17 protein-coding genes are annotated in these 19378 nt (G+C 51.1%); 16 read left to right on the forward strand and 1 reads right to left on the reverse strand.

What is annotated here, in order from left to right:
* Positions 1 to 9 precede the first annotated feature (9 nt).
* A complete protein-coding gene (map, locus tag IQ22_RS06895; protein WP_145140067.1) occupies positions 10 to 792 on the reverse strand; it encodes a type I methionyl aminopeptidase in 783 nt (260 codons plus the stop codon).
* A gap of 276 nt (positions 793 to 1068) precedes the next feature.
* Between map and rpsB the strand changes: the two genes are divergently transcribed.
* From rpsB to dnaE, 16 genes are all read left to right on the forward strand, one after another.
* A complete protein-coding gene (gene rpsB, locus IQ22_RS06900; RefSeq protein ID WP_145140069.1) occupies positions 1069 to 1809 on the forward strand; it encodes a 30S ribosomal protein S2 in 741 nt (246 codons plus the stop codon).
* A 125-nt stretch (positions 1810 to 1934) separates the two neighbouring features.
* Positions 1935 to 2804, forward strand: a complete 870-nt coding sequence (gene tsf / locus IQ22_RS06905) for a translation elongation factor Ts (protein WP_145140072.1) — start codon at positions 1935 to 1937, stop codon at positions 2802 to 2804.
* Between the two features lie 209 nt (positions 2805 to 3013).
* On the forward strand, positions 3014 to 3757 hold the full coding sequence (gene pyrH / locus IQ22_RS06910) for a UMP kinase (protein WP_145140074.1): 744 nt from the start codon (positions 3014 to 3016) through the stop codon (positions 3755 to 3757).
* Positions 3754 to 4311 (forward strand): ribosome recycling factor, encoded by a 558-nt coding sequence (gene frr / locus IQ22_RS06915; RefSeq protein ID WP_145140077.1) that lies wholly within the window; start codon positions 3754 to 3756, stop codon positions 4309 to 4311. Before pyrH ends, frr begins: the two co-directional genes overlap by 4 nt.
* 15 nt (positions 4312 to 4326) lie before the next feature.
* Positions 4327 to 5082, forward strand: coding sequence for a polyprenyl diphosphate synthase (gene uppS / locus IQ22_RS06920; protein WP_145140080.1), 756 nt, complete (start codon positions 4327 to 4329; stop codon positions 5080 to 5082).
* The gene (locus tag IQ22_RS06925) at positions 5076 to 5891 is read left to right on the forward strand and encodes a phosphatidate cytidylyltransferase (RefSeq protein WP_145140083.1); all 816 of its coding nucleotides are present in this window, start codon (positions 5076 to 5078) and stop codon (positions 5889 to 5891) included. Before uppS ends, IQ22_RS06925 begins: the two co-directional genes overlap by 7 nt.
* On the forward strand, positions 5888 to 7078 hold the full coding sequence (gene ispC / locus IQ22_RS06930) for a 1-deoxy-D-xylulose-5-phosphate reductoisomerase (RefSeq protein ID WP_208733612.1): 1191 nt from the start codon (positions 5888 to 5890) through the stop codon (positions 7076 to 7078). Before IQ22_RS06925 ends, ispC begins: the two co-directional genes overlap by 4 nt.
* Before the next feature lie 15 nt (positions 7079 to 7093).
* Complete coding sequence (gene rseP, locus IQ22_RS06935; RefSeq protein ID WP_145140086.1) at positions 7094 to 8443, forward strand: RIP metalloprotease RseP; 1350 nt, start codon at positions 7094 to 7096, stop codon at positions 8441 to 8443.
* A 75-nt stretch (positions 8444 to 8518) separates the two neighbouring features.
* Positions 8519 to 10888, forward strand: coding sequence for an outer membrane protein assembly factor BamA (gene bamA / locus IQ22_RS06940; protein WP_145140089.1), 2370 nt, complete (start codon positions 8519 to 8521; stop codon positions 10886 to 10888).
* 41 nt (positions 10889 to 10929) lie between these two features.
* Positions 10930 to 11433, forward strand: coding sequence for an OmpH/Skp family outer membrane protein (locus IQ22_RS06945; RefSeq protein ID WP_145140092.1), 504 nt, complete (start codon positions 10930 to 10932; stop codon positions 11431 to 11433).
* Positions 11433 to 12497 carry a UDP-3-O-(3-hydroxymyristoyl)glucosamine N-acyltransferase gene (gene lpxD / locus IQ22_RS06950; protein WP_145140095.1) on the forward strand — a complete coding sequence of 355 codons (1065 nt, stop codon included), beginning with the start codon at positions 11433 to 11435 and terminating at the stop codon, positions 12495 to 12497. The genes IQ22_RS06945 and lpxD overlap by 1 nt, the downstream gene beginning before the upstream one ends.
* 42 nt (positions 12498 to 12539) lie before the next feature.
* A complete protein-coding gene (gene fabZ, locus IQ22_RS06955) occupies positions 12540 to 12980 on the forward strand; it encodes a 3-hydroxyacyl-ACP dehydratase FabZ (protein ID WP_145140098.1) in 441 nt (146 codons plus the stop codon).
* Complete coding sequence (gene lpxA / locus IQ22_RS06960) at positions 12977 to 13753, forward strand: acyl-ACP--UDP-N-acetylglucosamine O-acyltransferase (protein WP_145140100.1); 777 nt, start codon at positions 12977 to 12979, stop codon at positions 13751 to 13753. The genes fabZ and lpxA overlap by 4 nt, the downstream gene beginning before the upstream one ends.
* A gap of 78 nt (positions 13754 to 13831) precedes the next feature.
* Positions 13832 to 14965, forward strand: coding sequence for a lipid-A-disaccharide synthase (lpxB, locus tag IQ22_RS06965; protein WP_145140102.1), 1134 nt, complete (start codon positions 13832 to 13834; stop codon positions 14963 to 14965).
* Positions 14965 to 15615: a ribonuclease HII gene (rnhB, locus tag IQ22_RS06970; protein WP_145140105.1), complete on the forward strand. Its 651-nt coding sequence runs from the start codon at positions 14965 to 14967 to the stop codon at positions 15613 to 15615. The genes lpxB and rnhB overlap by 1 nt, the downstream gene beginning before the upstream one ends.
* Before the next feature lie 177 nt (positions 15616 to 15792).
* Positions 15793 to 19311, forward strand: coding sequence for a DNA polymerase III subunit alpha (gene dnaE / locus IQ22_RS06975; RefSeq protein ID WP_145140107.1), 3519 nt, complete (start codon positions 15793 to 15795; stop codon positions 19309 to 19311).
* The last annotated feature ends 67 nt before the right edge of the window (positions 19312 to 19378 follow it).

The raw sequence follows: 19378 nt of genomic DNA on the forward strand, positions 1-19378 counted from the left end.
AATGTTACCTCATGCAGGAGTGCGTGAAATGGTTTCGTCTTTACGCAGGGTAAGAATCTCGTAGCCATCCGCTGTCACCAGGACGGTATGCTCCCACTGTGCCGACAGCTTGCGGTCCTTGGTGATAGCGGTCCAGCCATCGCCCAGCAGACGCGTTTCGGGACGACCTTGGTTGATCATGGGCTCAATGGTAAAAATCATGCCCTCCTTGAGCTCCAGCCCTGTGCCAGCGCGCCCGTAATGGACCACTTGTGGCTCCTCGTGGAAACCCTTGCCGATTCCATGGCCACAGTATTCGCGTACTACCGAGTATCCCTGCTTTTCGGCGTGTTTCTGGATAATTTCTCCGATATCGCCCAAGTGGGCACCGGGTCGCACGACAGAGATGCCCTTATATAGGCACTCTTGTGTTACCCCGCATAGCCGCTTCGCCCATTCAGCCACTTCGCCTACGCAGTACATTTTGCTGGTATCGCCGTGGTAGCCATCCTTGATGACTGTAATGTCTACATTAAGAATGTCGCCGGATTTAAGAGGCTTGTCATTTGGAATGCCGTGGCAAACTACATGATTCAAGGAGGTACAAATAGATTTGGGGTAGCCCTTGTAGTTAAGTGGCGCAGGAGTAGCCTGCTGAACGTTGACAATATAATCGTGGCACAGCTGGTTCAGCTTTTCGGTTGTTACACCGGGCTTAACGTGCTCATCGAGCATTTCCAGCACCTCGGCAGCCAGTTGGCCGGCGATGCGCATTTTTTCAATATCTTCCGGGGTTTTGATGGTAACAGTCATTAGAATCTCTGAAGCTGTCTAGCAGCCTACACTGAAAGGCAAAAGGAAAACGGTTTGAGCAGATTCTAACAAACCTGATCAGGCTCTCCATCCTTATCACCTGCTCTATGATGGTTTAATCCTTTGCGCTTCTGTGGTATAAAGCGCGGCGCTTTTGCGGTATAGCCCAAAAGCACCTTAACCCCACACACGTATCGGCACGATGGCCTGGGTGCTCCGAGAGGAGTTGGTCATTGGGATGCGTGGAGGCCCAACCCGACTTAATGAGGAAACACAATGTCTCAAGTCACTATGCGCGACATGCTGAAGGCCGGTGTGCACTTCGGCCACCAGACCCGTTACTGGAACCCGAAGATGAACAAGTTCATTTTCGGCGCGCGTAACAAGATCCATATTATCAACCTCGAAAAGACCCTGCCCATGTTCAACGAAGCTCAGGCTTTCGTTGAGCGTCTGGCTTCCGGCAAGAACAAGATCCTGTTCGTAGGTACCAAGCGTTCCGCGGGCAAAATCGTTCGTGAAGAAGCTAGCCGTTGCGGCATGCCTTTCGTGGATCACCGCTGGCTGGGCGGTATGCTGACGAACTATAAGACGATTCGTCAGTCCATCAAGCGTCTGCGTGAGCTTGAAATTCAGGCCGAAGACGGTACTTTCGCCAAGCTGACCAAGAAAGAAGCGCTGATGCGTTCGCGCGATCTGGAAAAGCTGGAGCGTAGCCTGGGTGGTATCAAGGATATGGGCGGCCTGCCAGACGCTCTGTTCGTAGTTGACGTCGACCACGAGCGTATCGCCATTACCGAAGCTAACAAGCTGGGTATCCCGGTTATCGGTGTTGTCGATACCAATAGCAGCCCGGAAGGTGTGGACTACATCATTCCTGGTAACGACGATGCTTTCCGCGCTGTCCAACTGTACCTGAGTGCTATGGCGGACGCTGTTCTGCGTGGCAAGCAAAATGCAGGCGCTGGCGGTGAAGAGTTCGTTGAAGCAGCTGCAAGCGAAGCGGCTGAAGGCTGAGTGATCCCCGCCGAGGCGGGCCCGATCATTCGGTAAGCAGGAAGGGGGCTAGGCCCCCTTTTTGCCACTTAGAGAATGATTGCCTTCGGGCATTGGTTTAGACACTGATTCAAGAGGATTCGAGCATGGCAGAGATTACTGCGGCCCTGGTCAAAGAACTGCGCGAGCGTACCGGTCTGGGCATGATGGATTGCAAGAAAGCCCTGACGGCCGCCGGTGGTGATATTGAGAAGGCTATCGACGACATGCGCGCCGCTGGTGCGATCAAGGCTGCTAAGAAGTCTGGCAACATTGCCGCTGAAGGTGCCATCGCTGTCAAGGTGTCCGATGATAACAAGGCTGCCCTAATCATCGAGGTAAACTCCCAGACCGATTTCCTGGCTCTGCAGGACGACTTCAAGGCCTTTGTGGCTGATAGCCTGGACAAGGCTTTTGCCCAAAAGTTGACTGATGCCGCTCCGTTGATCGAGGCTCAGGAAGAAGCGCGTCTGGCGCTGGTTTCGAAGACAGGCGAGAACGTTAATATTCGTCGTCTTGCCCGTGTAGAGGGTGATGTAGTTGGCGCTTACCTGCACGGCCATCGCATCGGTGTTCTTGTTGTGCTGAATGGCGGTACTCCAGAGCTGGCCAAGGATATCGCTATGCACGTCGCTGCGAGCAATCCTCAGTTCCTGAATCCTTCTCAGGTTTCTGAAGAGGCTGTTGCTAAGGAGAAAGAAATCTTCCTGGCGCTGAATGCTGACAAGATCGCAGGTAAGCCGGAAAATATTGTTGAGAATATGGTCAAAGGCCGTATCAACAAGTTCTTGGCTGAGGCAAGCCTGGTTGAGCAGCCTTTTGTTAAGGATCCGGAAGTTAAGGTCGGCGAGCTGGCCAAGAAAGCCGGTGCCGAAGTGGTGTCCTTTGTTCGCTATGAAGTGGGCGAGGGTATCGAGAAAGTCGAAGTGGATTTTGCTGCTGAGGTCGCTGCACAGGTTGCAGCCAGCAAGCAGTAAATTCGTGTAGTGCTGAAAAGAGGCTGCCCGCGCACGCGTGCGGCCTCTTTTTTCGCATGCAGGATTCGTCCGCTTAATGAATGATGGGTTAAGGAATGTTTTTTATTGAGCATTTATTCCGGTATTTGCTCAGTTGCGCTGACGACATGCTCAAGTAATGGGAAAATAGTCGCGTTTTATTTTTTAAAAATCGTCGCAGGAGAGACTGAATGGCTCAGCAGATGAGTGGTCGCCAACCTCGTTATAAACGTATTCTGCTTAAACTCAGCGGCGAAGCCTTGATGGGGTCCGAAGATTTTGGCATTGATCCAAAGGTATTGGATCGCATGTCCTTGGAGATCGGGCAGCTCGTAGGTATCGGCGTACAGGTAGGGCTGGTTATTGGTGGAGGCAATCTTTTCCGCGGAGCCGCCTTATCGGCTGTGGGTATGGATCGTGTGACTGGTGATCATATGGGCATGCTCGCTACGGTCATGAATGCTTTGGCCATGCGTGACGCACTTGAGCGTTCCAATATTCCGGCTACGGTCATGTCAGCCATTTCTATGGTGGGTGTGACGGATCAGTATGATCGTCGTAAGGCCATGCGGCAGTTGCAAAATGGCGAAGTAGTGATTTTTTCAGCAGGTACTGGTAATCCCTTCTTTACAACAGACTCTGCCGCCTGTTTGCGTGCTATTGAAGTCGACGCAGATTTAGTGTTGAAGGCAACAAAAGTTGATGGGGTGTACACTGCTGACCCCTTCAGAGATCCGAATGCGGAGAAATTCGAGCGTTTAACTTATGATGAAGTACTGGATCGTAAGTTGGGCGTGATGGATCTGACAGCGATTTGTCTCTGCCGCGATCATAAAATGCCGCTTCGGGTATTCAATATGAACAAATCAGGCGCTTTGCTGAACATCGTCGTAGGTGGTGCTGAAGGAACTTTGATCGAAGAGGGCATAGCATGATCAATGAAATCAAGAAAGAAGCTCAGGCTAGAATGACCAAGACGCTTGAGGCGCTTGGGCATGCGTTTGCTAAAATCCGAACTGGTCGTGCCCATCCCAGTATTCTCGATGGCGTGATGGTCTCTTATTACGGTAGTGATACGCCTTTGCGCCAAGTCGCCAATGTCACGGTTGAAGACTCTCGTACGCTGGCACTGACTGTATTCGATAAGAGCATGATTCAGGCTGTTGAGAAAGCCATCATGACATCAGATCTGGGGCTGAATCCAGCTACTGCCGGTACTACTATCCGTGTGCCAATGCCTGCACTAACTGAGGAAACCCGTAAGGGGTTTACCAAACAGGCGCGTCAGGAGGCCGAGCAGGCTCGTGTTTCTGTGCGTAATATTCGCCGGGATGCGCTTGCTCAACTTAAAGATCTTCTTAAAGAAAAGGAGATCAGTGAGGATGAAGAGCGTCGTGCTCAGGATGAGATCCAGAAGCTGACTGATAAGTATGTCGCCGAGGTCGATAAGGCTTTGGAGGCTAAGGAAACCGATTTGATGGCCGTTTAACGGCAGGGATGCGAGATGGGCAATCACGAGCCTGGTTCTGTGGTACCACGTCATGTAGCCATTATCATGGATGGTAACAACCGCTGGGCACGCCGGCGGTTACTGCCTGGAGTGGCAGGGCATAGAGCAGGCGTAGAAGCGGTGCGTGCGGCCATTGAGGTATGTGCGGACGCTGGCGTTGAGGTGCTCACTCTGTTCGCTTTTTCCAGTGAAAACTGGCGGCGCCCCTCTGACGAGGTCGGAGCCTTGATGGAGCTTTTTCTGTCAGCCTTGCGTCGCGAAGCGCGCAAGCTTGACCAGAATGGAATCCGTCTTCGGATTATCGGAGATCGGACGCGTTTTCATCCTGAGCTTCAGCGGGAGATGGAAAGAGCGGAAGCACTAACCACGGGGCATACGCGGTTAGTGCTACAAATCGCAGCCAATTATGGCGGTCAATGGGATATTACCCAGGCCGCTCAGCGGCTGGCTCAATCTGTGCAGCAGGGTGAACTTGAGCCGGAGCGAATTACACCTGAGTTGCTGCAGAATTGCCTTTCCACGGCAGGTATGCCCTTGCCTGACTTGTGTATTCGTACAGGTGGTGAACGAAGGATCAGTAATTTCCTGTTGTGGCAACTGGCCTATGCGGAACTGTATTTTTCTGATCTTTTCTGGCCTGACTTCAAGCATGAGGCCATGCGAAAGGCCTTGGAGGATTTTGCAACGCGTCAGCGCCGATTTGGCAAGACCAGCGAGCAGATCGAGGCTGAAGTGAGAGCGTCATGCTGAAGCAGAGGGTATTAACCGCGCTGGCGCTACTACCTATTGCTATAGGCGGCTTCTTTTTTCTGGAAAATGCTTGGTTCGCTGCGTTTATTGGCCTCGTGGTAACACTAGGCGCGTGGGAGTGGGCACGGCTGTCAGGGCTGGTTTCTCAAGCCGCGCGAGCTGCTTACGCTCTGTTTCTTGCCATGCTTCTCTGGATCTGCTGGAGCTTGCCGCAATTGGCTCTGGCGCTGCTGCCTGTCGCTGCCGCTTGGTGGATCTTTGCAACAGTTTTAGTGATTACTTATCCAAGTACTGCTCACTATTGGAAGGCAAGCTGGCGCCGTTTGCTCATGGGAGGGGCTATCCTTATCCCGGCTTGGCAGGGCTTGGTGTTGTTAAAGCAATGGCCTTTAGGTAATTGGCTGATTCTCTCTGTCATGGTTTTGGTGTGGGTGGCTGATATAGGTGCTTACTTTTCCGGTCGTGCATTTGGTAAGCGCAAGCTGGCGCCGCACGTAAGTCCCGGTAAAAGTTGGGAGGGGCTAGTGGGCGGTTTGCTGGCTAGTCTCGTAATGACGTTGGGAGTAGGGCTCTACCGTGGCTGGGATGCAGACGCTATGGTCAAAGCCGTAATTGGCGCTACTGTGGTTGTCCTGATTTCTGTAGTTGGAGATCTGACGGAAAGCATGTTTAAACGCAAGGCAGGACTCAAAGATAGCAGTCAGCTTCTTCCTGGGCATGGTGGGGTGATGGACCGCATTGATAGCCTTACGGCAGCGGTTCCCGTGTTTGCAGTCCTGCTCTGGTGGTCTGGCTGGGGTGTTATGTGACTTCTCTTCAGCATATTACGGTACTGGGCGCTACCGGTTCGATAGGGCTCAGTACATTGGATGTCGTTGCGCGCCATCCAGATCGCTATACGGTTTTTGCCTTGACGGCCTATTCCCGCCTTGCTGAACTTGAGCAACTTTGCCATCGATTTCGACCGCATTTTGCCGTAGTTGCTACGGAGGCGGATGCTCGCTTCCTGTTCAAAAAACTGCAAGCGGAAAATATTCCTACCAAAGTATTATTTGGAGAGTCCGGTCTGATTGAGGTTGCTTCTCATGATGATGTGGATGCTGTCATGGCGGCCATTGTCGGGGCTGCCGGCTTGTCGCCTACTTTGGCCGCGGTGCGGGCAGGTAAGAAAGTATTGTTGGCTAATAAGGAGGCGCTAGTTATGAGCGGCTCCTTGTTCATGCAGGCGGTGCGAACGCATGGTGCTCAGCTCCTCCCTATCGACAGCGAGCATAACGCGATCTTTCAATGTCTGCCCCCGGGATATGCGGAAGGGCTTGCTGCGGTTGGTGTAAGGCGTATTTTATTGACTGCGTCTGGAGGGCCTTTTCGTGAAACGCCTGTTGCTCAACTTAGCTCCGTAACTCCAGAGCAAGCCTGCGCGCATCCTAACTGGTCGATGGGACGGAAGATTTCGGTTGATTCCGCCACTATGATGAATAAAGGGTTAGAGCTTATTGAGGCATGCTGGCTTTTTAATGCAAGTCCTGATCAAGTAGAGGTAGTTATCCATCCGCAAAGCGTTATCCATTCTCTTGTGGACTACGTAGACGGATCAGTATTGGCTCAATTGGGTAATCCGGATATGCGCACCCCTATCGCCCATGCTTTAGCTTGGCCTGAGCGAATGGAGTCTGGCGTCAGTCCTCTTGATCTTTTTACTGTTGCCCGGCTGGACTTTCAGGCGCCGGATGAAGTGCGATTCCCTTGTCTTCGTCTGGCTCGGCAGGCTGCTGAAGCTGGCGGTACGGCACCTGCGCTTCTTAACGCAGCAAACGAAGTGGCCGTAGAGGCTTTCTTGGGAGGGCGTGCCCGATTTGATGAAATACCGGCCATTATTGGGCATGTCCTTGCTTGTGAGGCGGTGGTTGAAGTAGAAAATCTAGACATGGTCATGCAGGCAGACTGCCGTAGTAGAGAGCTGGCGAAGGCCTGGCTTAATCGCTATGGCCGCTGATCGCGGAGGAGTGTCATGAGCGCGCTTTATATGATCCTAGGGACACTTATTGCCTTGGGGGTTTTGGTTACTATTCATGAGTTCGGGCATTTCTGGGTTGCACGGCGCTGCGGCGTAAAGGTACTGCGGTTTTCTGTTGGTTTCGGTAAACCGTTACTTCGCTGGCATGATAAACATGGCACTGAATTTGCCGTGGCAGCCATTCCGCTGGGCGGCTATGTCAAAATGCTTGATGAGCGAGAAGGTAATGTGCCGGAAGAATTGCTTGGTCAGGCGTTTAATCGTAAATCTGTCCAAAAGCGGATCGCCATCGTGGCTGCAGGGCCGCTCGCTAATTTTCTGCTCGCTGCTGTTTTCTTCTGGTTGCTAGCCATGCTGGGTTCTCAGCAGGTTCGCCCTGTAATAGGTAATGTGCAGACAGGGAGTTTGGCAGAGCAGGCGGGATTGAGCGCGGGAGAAGAAATCGTTTCTATAGATGGTGAGCCGGTTTTTAGTTGGGGGGACGTCAATTTGCACCTAGTAAGTCGACTAGGTGAAAGTGGCGCTCTGCAGGTGGAGGGACGAACCAGTGCTTCAGCTGCTTCGATTACACATACCATTACCTTAGATGGCTGGCTCAAAGATTCTGATAGCCCTGACCCTATAGGCTCCTTGGGTATTCGTCCCTGGCGCCCAGCCTTACCGCCTATATTAGCCGAGTTGGATCCTAACGGACCCGCTGCAAGGGCTGGTTTAGAGGCAGGTGACCATATTGTTGCCATTGATGGCATTGCCACCCCTGAATGGCAATATGTTGTCGACCATGTGCGTGCGAGGCCCGACAAGACAGTCAGTCTGCAAATTGAACGAGATGGCAGTGAGCGCTTTATTACGGTCACATTAGCACGTAGAGGTGACGGTGATGGTGCAGGCTATCTCGGAGCTGGCGTAAAAGGTGCGGAGTGGCCTGCTGATATGCTACGAGAGGTCAGCTACGGCCCTGTGGCGGCAGTAGGTGAAGGTTTGCAGCGTACTTGGGCCATGAGTGTGCTGACCCTTGAGTCACTCAAGAAAATGCTGCTTGGGGAACTATCTGTAAAAAACTTGAGTGGGCCGATAACCATTGCTAAAGTGGCGGGCGCTTCTGCTCAGTCTGGTATCGGGGAGTTTTTGAACTTCTTGGCCTACTTGAGCATAAGCCTTGGGGTTTTGAATCTGCTGCCGGTTCCGGTTCTCGACGGAGGGCATCTTGTGTTCTATCTCGTCGAGTGGGTTCGCGGACGTCCATTGTCCGAACGCATCCAGGCGTGGGGCATGCAGATTGGAATAAGCCTGATCGTAGGTGTCATGTTGCTAGCTCTAGTCAATGACTTAGGGCGCCTGTGACATGTTGCTGAACGCATAATCTGCCGCCTTTTGCGGCAGATTGTTTATTTGTCAGTTGGAATAAGAAAGGGACTCATGAAACGCTTGCTGCTACCTGCGGTACTAGCCGCGCTGATCACTGGCGAGGTTCACGCCGAGTCCTTCACCATCTCCGATATTCGTGTCAATGGCCTGCAGCGAGTTTCTGCTGGCAGTGTTTTCGGTGCGCTACCGTTGAATGTGGGAGAAACCATTGACGAGCGTCGTCTATCCGATGCTACTCGTTCTTTGTTTCGCACAGGATTCTTTCAAGATATTCAGCTAGGCCGCGAAGGCAATGTGTTAGTGGTGAATGTGGTTGAAAGACCTTCGATTTCAGGTATCAGTATCGAAGGTAACAAGGCCATTTCTGAAGATGATCTGAAGAAAGGCTTGCAGCAGTCAGGCCTTGCCGAAGGTGAGATATTCCAGCAGGCTACTCTTGAAGGCGTACGTAATGAGTTGTTACGCCAATACGTTGCTCAAGGCCGGTATTCAGCCAGTATAGAGACTGAGGTTATTCCTCAGCCACGTAATCGTGTTCAGTTGAAAATCAATATCAACGAAGGCAAAGTGGCAACCATTTCCCAAGTCAACGTGGTTGGTAATAACGTATTCCCTGAACAAGACCTTGTTGATCTGTTCGAGCTGAAGAAGAGCAACCTGTTTTCCTTCTTCAAAAACGACGATAAATATTCCCGCGAGAAGCTATCAGGTGATCTTGAACGCCTGCGCTCCTATTATTTAGATCGCGGTTATATCAACATGGATATTACATCCACCCAAGTTTCCATTACGCCAGATAAAAAGCACGTTTATATAACTGTTAATATAAACGAAGGTGAGCGCTATACCGTTCGTGAGGTCAAGCTTTCTGGCGAGCTCAAGGTTCCAGAAGAAGAAGTCCGCAAATTAATGCTTGTTCAGGAAGGACAAGTCTTTTCTCGCAAGGTTATGACTGAAACGTCTGACCTCATTACGCGTCGGCTAGGCAATGAAGGTTACACCTTTGCTAACGTAAACGGCGTACCTGAGCCCCATGACGATGATCATACCGTGTCGCTGACCTTCGTTATTGACCCGGGTAAGCGTGCCTATGTTAATCGAATCAATTTCCGTGGTAATACCAAGACGGAAGATGAGGTGCTGCGGCGTGAAATGCGTCAGATGGAAGGTGGCTGGGCTTCTACCTACCTTATCGATCAGTCTAAAACACGTTTAGAGCGTCTTGGGTATTTCAAGGATGTTAACGTCGAAACGCCCCAGGTGCCTGGCACTGATGATCAAGTAGATGTTAATTACACAGTCGAAGAGCAGCCGTCGGGCTCTATTACCGCTAGCGTTGGCTTCGCGCAAAGTGCCGGCCTGATTCTGGGCGGCTCAATTAGCCAGAACAATTTCTTGGGTAGCGGTAACCGTGTAAGTGTAGGTCTGACGCGTAGCCAATATCAGACACGCTACAACTTTAGTTTTACTGATCCTTATTGGACCGAGGATGGTATAAGTCTAGGGTACAATGCGTTCTATCGCTCCACGGACTATGATGAATATGAGACCGATGTTTCTTCTTATTCAATCAACAGTTTTGGTGCAGGCATCAATTTTGGTTATCCGATTAACGAGACCTCTCGACTAACCTTTGGTACGAGTATTCAGCGTGATGAGATCGATCCGAACGCTTATACAGTAGACGAGATCTATAAGTTTATTGAGCAGGAAGGCGATAATTTTACCAACTTCAAGGCTTCGATAGGGTGGTCTGAGTCAACCTTGAATAAGGGGGTTTTGGCTACTCGTGGCCATTCGCAAAGTCTCTCCCTTGAAGCCACGATTCCTGGCAGCGATCTGAATTACTACAAGGTCGACTATCGTGGTCAACTCTTTGCGAGTCTGACTCAAAATACCGCACTTCGTTTCCACACTGAGTTGGGGTATGGAGACGGCTATGGTTCCACCAGCAGTCTACCGTTCTACGAAAATTATTATGCAGGCGGTTTCAATTCTGTTCGTGGCTTCGAAGATAGCAGCTTAGGGCCGCGTAGTACGCCTGCAAGTGGCACTACATATGCGGCACAAGGGCAAAAATACGATTCGGATAGAGATGGTGAAGCTTTTGGCGGTAACGTCCTAATTACAGGAGGCGTGGAATACCTATTCCCTATGCCTTTCGTCAAAGATCAACGGCAGTTGCGAACTGTATTGTTCTGGGACGTCGGAAGCGTATTTGACACCAATTGCCAGCTAATCAATAGCGAAAGCTCCAGTTGTAATAAAGTCAGCTTCTCCAATATGGCTAGCTCAGTTGGTGTCGGGTTGACATGGGTTACAGCCTTAGGGCCGCTGAGCTTTAGTTTGGGCATGCCGATTAAGAAGCCAGATAATGCCGATACACAAATATTCCAGTTCTCGCTGGGACAAACGTTCTAATCGATCCAACACTACGTCGCGTTTTAACGCAGGAGTGCATTGTGCGTAAGTTCTTTCGTTTCGCTCTGATCACCGCAGCGGTTATAGCTACCCCAGCATTTGCCGAGATGAAAATTGCGGTGCTCAACTATCAAATGGCACTCTTGGAATCCGATGCGGCTAAAAAATATGCTGTTGATGCTGAAAAGAAATTTGGCCCTCAGCTGAACAAGCTCAAGACATTAGAAAGTGATGCAAAGAGCATTCAAAACCGTTTGGCCTCTTCGGGAGATAAACTCAAGCAGGCTGAGCGGGAGCGTCTTGAGTTAGATTTCAAGCAGAAGGCACGTGATTTCCAATTCCAGTCCAAAGAGCTAAATGAGTCGAAGGCAGCTGCTGATCGCGACATGCTCAAACAGCTCAAGCCTAAACTGGACAAGGCTGTTGAAGATGTTCTGAAAAAGGGTAACTACGATATTGTTATCGAGCGTGGTGCAGTGGTTGATGTTAAGCCTCAGTACGACATTACACGCGAAGTTATTGAGCGGATGAACCAGAACCGCTAATGATGAGCTTGCCTACGTTCACACTTCAGCAGTTGGCTGATCGCCTTGGAGCCGAACTCCGGGGTAGTCCAGAGATAAGTATTACTGGTCTTGCTACATTGCAGGAAGCGGGCCCTGGCCAATTAAGCTTTTTAGCTAATGCCCAGTATCGTCGTTTTCTGAGCGAGACCAGAGCTACTGCTGTTCTACTTACTTCTGCTGATGCGCAAGGCTATTCTGGCAATGCGCTGGTTATTAGCAATCCGTATCTGGCTTATGCTCAGCTATCGCATCTTTTTGACCGTAAGCCCAAGGGTATGCCTGGTATTCATCCGACTGCCTGCATTGCTGAAGATGCTTTTATCGATGCTTCGGCAAGCATTGGTCCGTACGCGGTTATTGAAAAAGAAGCTTACATTGCCTCAGGTGTTACTATCGGAGCCCATTGCGTGATTGGTGCGCGTAGCCGGATCGGTGAAAACGGTTGGCTAGCGCCTCGTGTCACGCTATACCACGATGTCCATATTGGACAGCGTGTGGTCATCCAATCGGGCGCGGTCATTGGGGGAGAAGGATTCGGCTTCGCCAATCATCAAGGCACTTGGCAGAAGATTGCCCAGTTGGGTGGTGTTACGATTGGTGATGATGTAGAGATCGGTGCAAATACAACGATTGATCGTGGTGCGCTAGCAAATACGCTCATCAGTAACGGTGTCAAGCTCGATAACCAAATCATGATCGCACATAACGTCCAGGTTGGTGAGCATACAGCCATGGCGGCGTGTGTAGGCATTTCCGGTAGTACAAAGATTGGTCGGCACTGTACGATTGCCGGCGGCGTCGGCATGGTTGGTCATATTGAAGTATGTGACAACGTATTTGTTACAGGCATGACCATGGTTACTCGCTCAATTACCGAGCCTGGTGCCTATTCTTCTGGTACCGCCATGCAGCCTGCGGCTGAATGGAAGAAAAGTGCGGCTAGAATCCGTCATCTGGATGATATGGCCCGACGTTTGCGGCTTCTCGAAAAAAAGATGGCTGCCGTGACCTTACAGGACGACGCTGCTTCTGATGCAGTGTAACGCATCGAGCGTTTCCTTTTTATTGAACAGGCCTCTCCAGACATGATGGACATTAACGAGATTCGCGAATACCTGCCTCACCGCTATCCTTTCCTGCTAGTGGATAGGGTGGTGGAGCTGGACATTGAAGGCAAGCGCATTCGTGCTTATAAAAATGTCAGCATCAACGAGCCTTTTTTTAACGGTCATTTTCCACAACATCCGATTATGCCCGGTGTTCTCATTATTGAAGCTATGGCTCAGGCAGCAGGGATCCTGGGTTTCAAGATGATGGACTCATCACCAGCCGAAGGGACGCTCTATTATTTCGTCGGGTCCGATAATTTACGTTTTCGGCAGCCTGTATTACCGGGGGACCAATTACAACTGGAAGCGCGCTTCGTCAGCTCTAAGCGTGGTATTTGGAAGTTCGATTGCCAAGCAACTGTAGACGATAAAGCAGTATGTTCGGCTGAAATCATTTGTGCGGAACGCAAACTATGAGTTTGATCGACCCCAGGGCGATCATTGAACCGGGAGCCAAGCTGGCTGACGATGTTCAGGTTGGTCCATGGTCCATAGTGGGCGCAAATGTTGAGGTGGGGGAAGGAACCGTTATCGGTCCTCACGTCGTACTACGCGGCCCTACTATCATTGGTAAGCAAAATCGTATTTATCAATTCTCAACGGTAGGTGAGGATACGCCTGATCTCAAGTACAAAGGCGAACTGACGCGCCTGGTCATTGGAGATCATAATGTCATTCGTGAGGGCGTCACGATTCATCGTGGTACCGTCCAAGATCGCAGTGAGACCACTATCGGTGATCATAATCTGCTGATGGCCTATGTGCATATTGGTCATGATAGTGTGATTGGTAATCATTGCATTCTCGTTAATAATACGGCTCTGGCGGGACATGTACACGTTGATGACTGGGCGATCCTGTCGGGATATACCCTCGTGCATCAGTTCTGCCGTATTGGGGCGCATAGCTTCTCAGGTATGGGAACTGCTATAGGCAAAGATGTGCCGGCCTATGTCACTGTGTTTGGTAATCCTGCAGAAGCCCGCAGCATGAACTTTGAGGGATTGCGCCGGCGTGGTTTTTCCAGCGATGCCATACATGCGCTGCGTCGTGCCTATAAAGTTGTATATCGGCAAGGCCTAACTGTTGATCAGGCATTGGCTGAGTTAGAAGATGCCGCTTTGGCATTTCCTGAAGTGGCCGTTTTTCGTGACTCGATCATCAGCTCGACACGTGGTATTACCCGTTAGTCACGAGCTCAATGAGAACACCCGCTTTGACTAAATGTGGGTGTCTTTTCTTTCGGAACCAGGCTTCGGATGGCTAATGTGAATCGTCCTCTTTGCATCGCTCTAGTGGCTGGCGAGGCCTCTGGCGACTTGCTGGGGGCCGGCCTCATGAGTGCTTTGAAAGCGCGCTATCCTGATATTTCTTTCCTAGGCGTCGGCGGACCAAAAATGGAGGCCGAAGGATTGGTTTCCGAGTTTCCTATGGAACGACTGTCAGTCATGGGGCTGGTTGAGGTCTTGGGCCGGTTGCGTGAGTTGTTAGAGCGCCGAAAAAAGCTCATTCAGACGATAATCGACAAAAAACCAGACGTCTTTATTGGTATCGATGCGCCTGATTTCGTACTCGAAATCGAACGACAGTTACGTCTGGCAGATATTCGAACCGTGCATTATGTCAGTCCTTCAGTATGGGCTTGGCGGCAGAAACGGGTACTAAAGATCCGTGAAGCCTGTGATCTGATGCTTACCCTGTTTCCCTTTGAGGCCCGCTTTTACGAAGAAAAACAGGTTCCAGTGCGTTTTGTCGGACATCCGTTAGCCGATACGATTCCGTTTGCTCCAGACCGGGGTCAGGCGCGGCAAGCGCTAGGGTTGCCGTTGGACAAGCCAATAGTGGCATTGATGCCAGGTAGCCGTGGCGGTGAAGTAGCAAAGCTGGGTGAACTGTTTTTTGATACAGCTGAGCGCATCCGAACCCAACGGCCAGATGTTCTATTTGTATTACCTTGCGCAAGCCCACAGCGGCGTGCTCAGATCGAAACCTTGCTGAAAGAAAGAACACTTTCGGTTCTGCTGACTGATGGTCGCTCCCATGATGTTCTGGCCAGTTGCGATGCTGTGCTTATTGCGTCAGGAACAGCAACATTGGAAGCAATGTTATATAAGCGACCTATGATTGTAGCGTACCGGGTGGCTTCGCTGACCTACTTGATTCTCAAAAGGATGGTGCGTAGTCCTTATATATCATTGCCTAATCTTTTGGCAGGAAAAAAGCTTGTTCCAGAGTTTATCCAAGATGCTGCAACGCCCGAGTCGCTAAGTATGGCGCTGCTATCGTTGCTTGATGATCCGGCTACCCAGACGGCAGATTTCGAATCGATCCATTGCCTGCTGCGTCAAGACGCGTCGCGTCAAGCAGCAGATGCGGTTCTTGATCTTATAGGGGCTACTTGATGCAGCTTGGTTTGGATTTTGCGCTGGTAAAAGAACTGGTTGCCGGTGTTGACGAGGTAGGACGAGGACCACTCTGTGGTCCGGTTGTGACTGCAGCGGTCATACTCGATCCTTTACGACCGATTCAGGGGCTGAACGACTCGAAGAAGCTTAGTACAGCTCGTCGTGAAGCCCTTTACGAGGAAATTCTTGAGAAGGCGCTCGCCTATTGCATTGCACGCGCTGATGTTCATGAAATAGATAGCTTGAATATTCTGCATGCGACGATGTTAGCCATGCAAAGGGCTGTGGAAGGGCTGAGCGTAGTGCCAAAGCTGGCGTTGATTGATGGTAACCGCTGCCCAGTCTTGTCCGTACCCAGTGCGCCAGTCATTAAAGGTGATAGTCAGGTGCCGGCAATCGCAGCTGCGTCCATCTTGGCAAAGGTCAGTCGAGACCGCGAAATGGGCGAGTTGGATCTGGTATATCCAGGTTACGGATTGGCTGGTCATAAAGGCTATCCTACAGCTGAGCATCTTGACGCGCTGCGACGCCTTGGTCCTACGCCTATTCATCGACGCTCCTTTGCGCCTGTGCGTGATGCTTTTGCTGCTTTAAATACGAAGTCACCAGATTCCAATACGAAAATTTTGTCCAACCTAGTGTCCTAAATCGGTTACGCCTTTATCTACCGACGAACGGCAAGAGCGGATTTTCTAGCTATCTAGCCCGTTTTATTTCTTTAAGGCATGTAATGCACATCTGTAGATTCACCACAAGCTTCTAGCTTCCTGTCTCGGTCAGTACAATTCTGGCTTTGTTGTTACTGCATCATTACTGGGGCCTTCATGACCGTATCCTTCGTCCACTTGCGCTTACATACCGAGTATTCCCTGGTCGATGGGCTGGTCAGGGTTAAGCCCTTGGTCAAAGCAGTAGCAGGAAGCGGAATGCCAGCCGTAGCCGTGACGGATCAGAGCAATTTATGCTCGCTTGTCAAATTTTATAAAGCGGCCATGGGGGCTGGAGTTAAACCCATTTGCGGTGCCGATCTTTGGCTCGCTTGCGATAACGATGACGGTGCGTTAAGCCGCATGACATTGTTGGTTATGGATGCGAAAGGGTACCGCAATCTGACCGAGCTGGTTTCTCGTGGTTATCAGGAAGGGCAGCGCGATGGTCGAATCATTATTGAGCGTGAGTGGGTTAAGGCTGCTTCGGAAGGTTTGATTGCTCTTTCAGGCGCAAAAGAAGGTGAGGTTGGTCAAGCGCTTCTCGCCGGCGATCTCGTTACGGCCGAGCGGCTGTTAGCCGAATGGGTCGACGTTTTTGGTGATCGCTTCTATCTTGAGGTACAGCGTACGGCGCGTGTTAATGATGAGGAGCATCTGCACGCTGCTGTGGCTCTCGCGGATCGCCAGCATGTTTCTTTAGTCGCTACTAATGACGTGCGTTTTCTCAAGCAGGACGACTTTGAAGCCCATGAAACTCGGGTGTGCATCGGAGAGGGGCGGACCTTGGATGATCCGCTTCGCCCCCGGACCTACAGTGATCAGCAATACCTTAAATCACCTGATGAAATGTGGGAGCTGTTCAGCGATCTGCCGGAGGCGCTAGAGAATACAGTCGAGATTGCTAAGCGTTGCAATATCGATGTGCAGCTGGGCAAGTATTTCCTGCCTAACTTTCCGATCCCCGAAGGAATGACCATTGATGAATACTTGCGCCAGGTTTCATTCGAAGGTTTAGAGGAACGCCTGGCCGTACTGTTGCCCCAAGACACGCCAGATTACGATGCCAAAAAACAGGTTTATGTCAATCGCCTTAACTTTGAGCTGAATATCATCATCCAGATGGGGTTCCCAGGTTACTTCCTCATCGTGATGGACTTTATTAAGTGGGCTAAAAATAATGGTGTTCCTGTAGGGCCGGGTCGAGGTTCAGGAGCCGGTTCCCTGGTCGCGTACGTTTTGAAGATTACTGATCTTGATCCGTTGGCCTATGATCTACTCTTCGAGCGCTTCCTCAATCCTGAGCGGATTTCCATGCCTGACTTTGATGTCGACTTCTGCATGGATGGCCGTGACCGTGTCATCGACTATGTAGCAGGTGCTTACGGGCGTAATGCCGTTAGCCAGATCATTACTTTTGGCACTATGGCCGCTAAAGCCGTAGTGCGTGATGTTGCACGGGTACAAGGCAAGTCTTATGGCCTGGCCGACCGGCTGTCGAAAATGATTCCGTTTGAAGTCGGTATGACACTGCAGAAAGCGTACGAGCAAGAGGAGTTGTTGCGTGATTTCTTGGCTGTCGATGAGGAAGCCCAGGAAATCTGGGATATGGCGCTCAAGCTCGAAGGTATTACGCGTGGCACAGGCAAGCATGCCGGTGGTGTAGTTATTGCGCCGACCAAGCTCACCGATTTTTCACCCATTGCTTGTGATGAGGAGGGAGGCGGTTTGGTCACCCAGTTCGACAAGGATGATGTCGAACAGGCTGGGCTGGTGAAATTCGACTTCTTGGGATTGCGTACACTAACAATCATCAAGTGGGCAATGGAAACTATTAACCGTGAGCAGGCTAAAAAAGGCCTGGAGCCGGTTAATATCGATTTCATTCCTCTGGATGACAAGCCCACCTATCAGCTCCTGCAGAAAGCCGAAACCACGGCAGTATTCCAGTTGGAATCTCGGGGCATGAAAGAGCTTATTAAGAAGCTCAAGCCGGACTGCTTGGAAGACCTTATTGCACTGGTGGCGTTGTTCCGGCCAGGCCCCTTGCAATCGGGCATGGTGGATGACTTTATTAACCGTAAGCATGGGCGCGCTGAGCTAGCGTATCCACATCCAGATTACCAATACGAAGGACTCAAGCCTGTACTGGCGCCTACCTATGGCATCATTCTTTACCAAGAACAGGTAATGCAGATTGCCCAGGTCATGGGTGGCTATACCTTAGGTCAGGCGGACATGCTGCGCCGAGCGATGGGTAAGAAAAAGCCTGAGGAAATGGCCAAGCAGCGCGGTGGGTTCATCGAAGGCTGTGCAAGAAACGGTATTGATGCTGATCTAGCAGGCAATATTTTTGACTTGGTAGAAAAATTTGCCGGTTACGGTTTTAACAAGTCTCACTCAGCAGCTTATGGCCTGGTCTCTTATCAGACGGCTTGGTTGAAAACACACTTCCCTGCACCGTTCATGGCTGCCGTGCTGTCAGCGGACATGCACAACACGGACAAGGTGGTAATCCTCATCGAGGAATGCCGCCATATGAAGCTGCGTATCGATGCGCCGGATGTAAACATTTCCGACTTCAAGTTCACCGTTAACGAAGGTGGACGCATTGTCTATGGCCTTGGAGCCATTAAAGGAGTTGGCGAAGGGCCTGTTGAAGCTATTGTCGAGGCACGTCAGGAAGGACCCTTTAAGGATTTGTTCGACTTTTGCGACCGGGTCGATCTCAAGCGTATCAACAAGCGTACGCTAGAGGCACTGATTCGGTCGGGCGCCCTTGATCGCTTGGGGCCACACTATCACGATGAATTAAAAGCCTACCAAGCGACTATCGACCAGAACCGGGCCGTATTGCTGGCCGCTATGGAAGAAGCTATTGCTGCGGCAGAGCAAACGGCCCGTAGTGCAAATAGTGGCCACATGGACCTGTTTGGTGGCGTATTCGCCGAACCGGAGGCTGATGTGTATGCCAACAATCGAAAAGCGCGTGAGCTAACTCTAAAGGAACGGTTACGGGGCGAAAAGGAAACGCTTGGCCTTTACCTGACGGGTCATCCTATCGACGAATATGAGGGAGAGGTTCGCCGCCTGGCTCGGCAGCGTATCGTTGACCTTAAGCCCTCTCGTGAAACCCAGACCGTAGCAGGCTTGATCGTCAATCTTCGTATAATGAAGAACAAGCGGGGCGACAAGATGGGCTTCGTAACGCTGGATGATCGGTCAGGGCGTATCGAGGCCTCACTATTCGCCGAAGCCTTTCATACGGCACAATCCCTTTTGCAGACTGACGCTTTGGTTATCATCGAAGGTGAAGTTAGCCAAGATGATTTTTCGGGCGGTCTGCGGTTGCGTGCCAAACGGGTGTTGGGTCTTGAGGAGGCCCGTACTGCATTGGCAGAGAGCTTGCGTATTTCGGTAGCAAGCGACGCTTTGAAGGGAGATCGCCTTCGTTGGTTAGCGGATCTGTGTACGAAGCACCGAGGGGCCTGCCCGGTGACGCTAGACTACCGTAGCTCGGAAGCGCGCGCATTGCTGCAGTTTGGCGAGCAATGGCGGATCGATCCAGGCGATGGCCTGATACAGGCTTTACGTGACCAGTTTGGAAGAGAAAACGTCTTCCTGAACTACCGTTGATGTGAGGGGCTCGTTTGCCGCTCGCTCGACCTTAACCCTGCCGATGCCTGTAAAGCCAGGCTGGCGC

It is taken from the genome of Pseudomonas duriflava (assembly GCF_007830155.1).
Lineage (GTDB): Bacteria > Pseudomonadota > Gammaproteobacteria > Pseudomonadales > Pseudomonadaceae > Chryseomonas > Chryseomonas duriflava.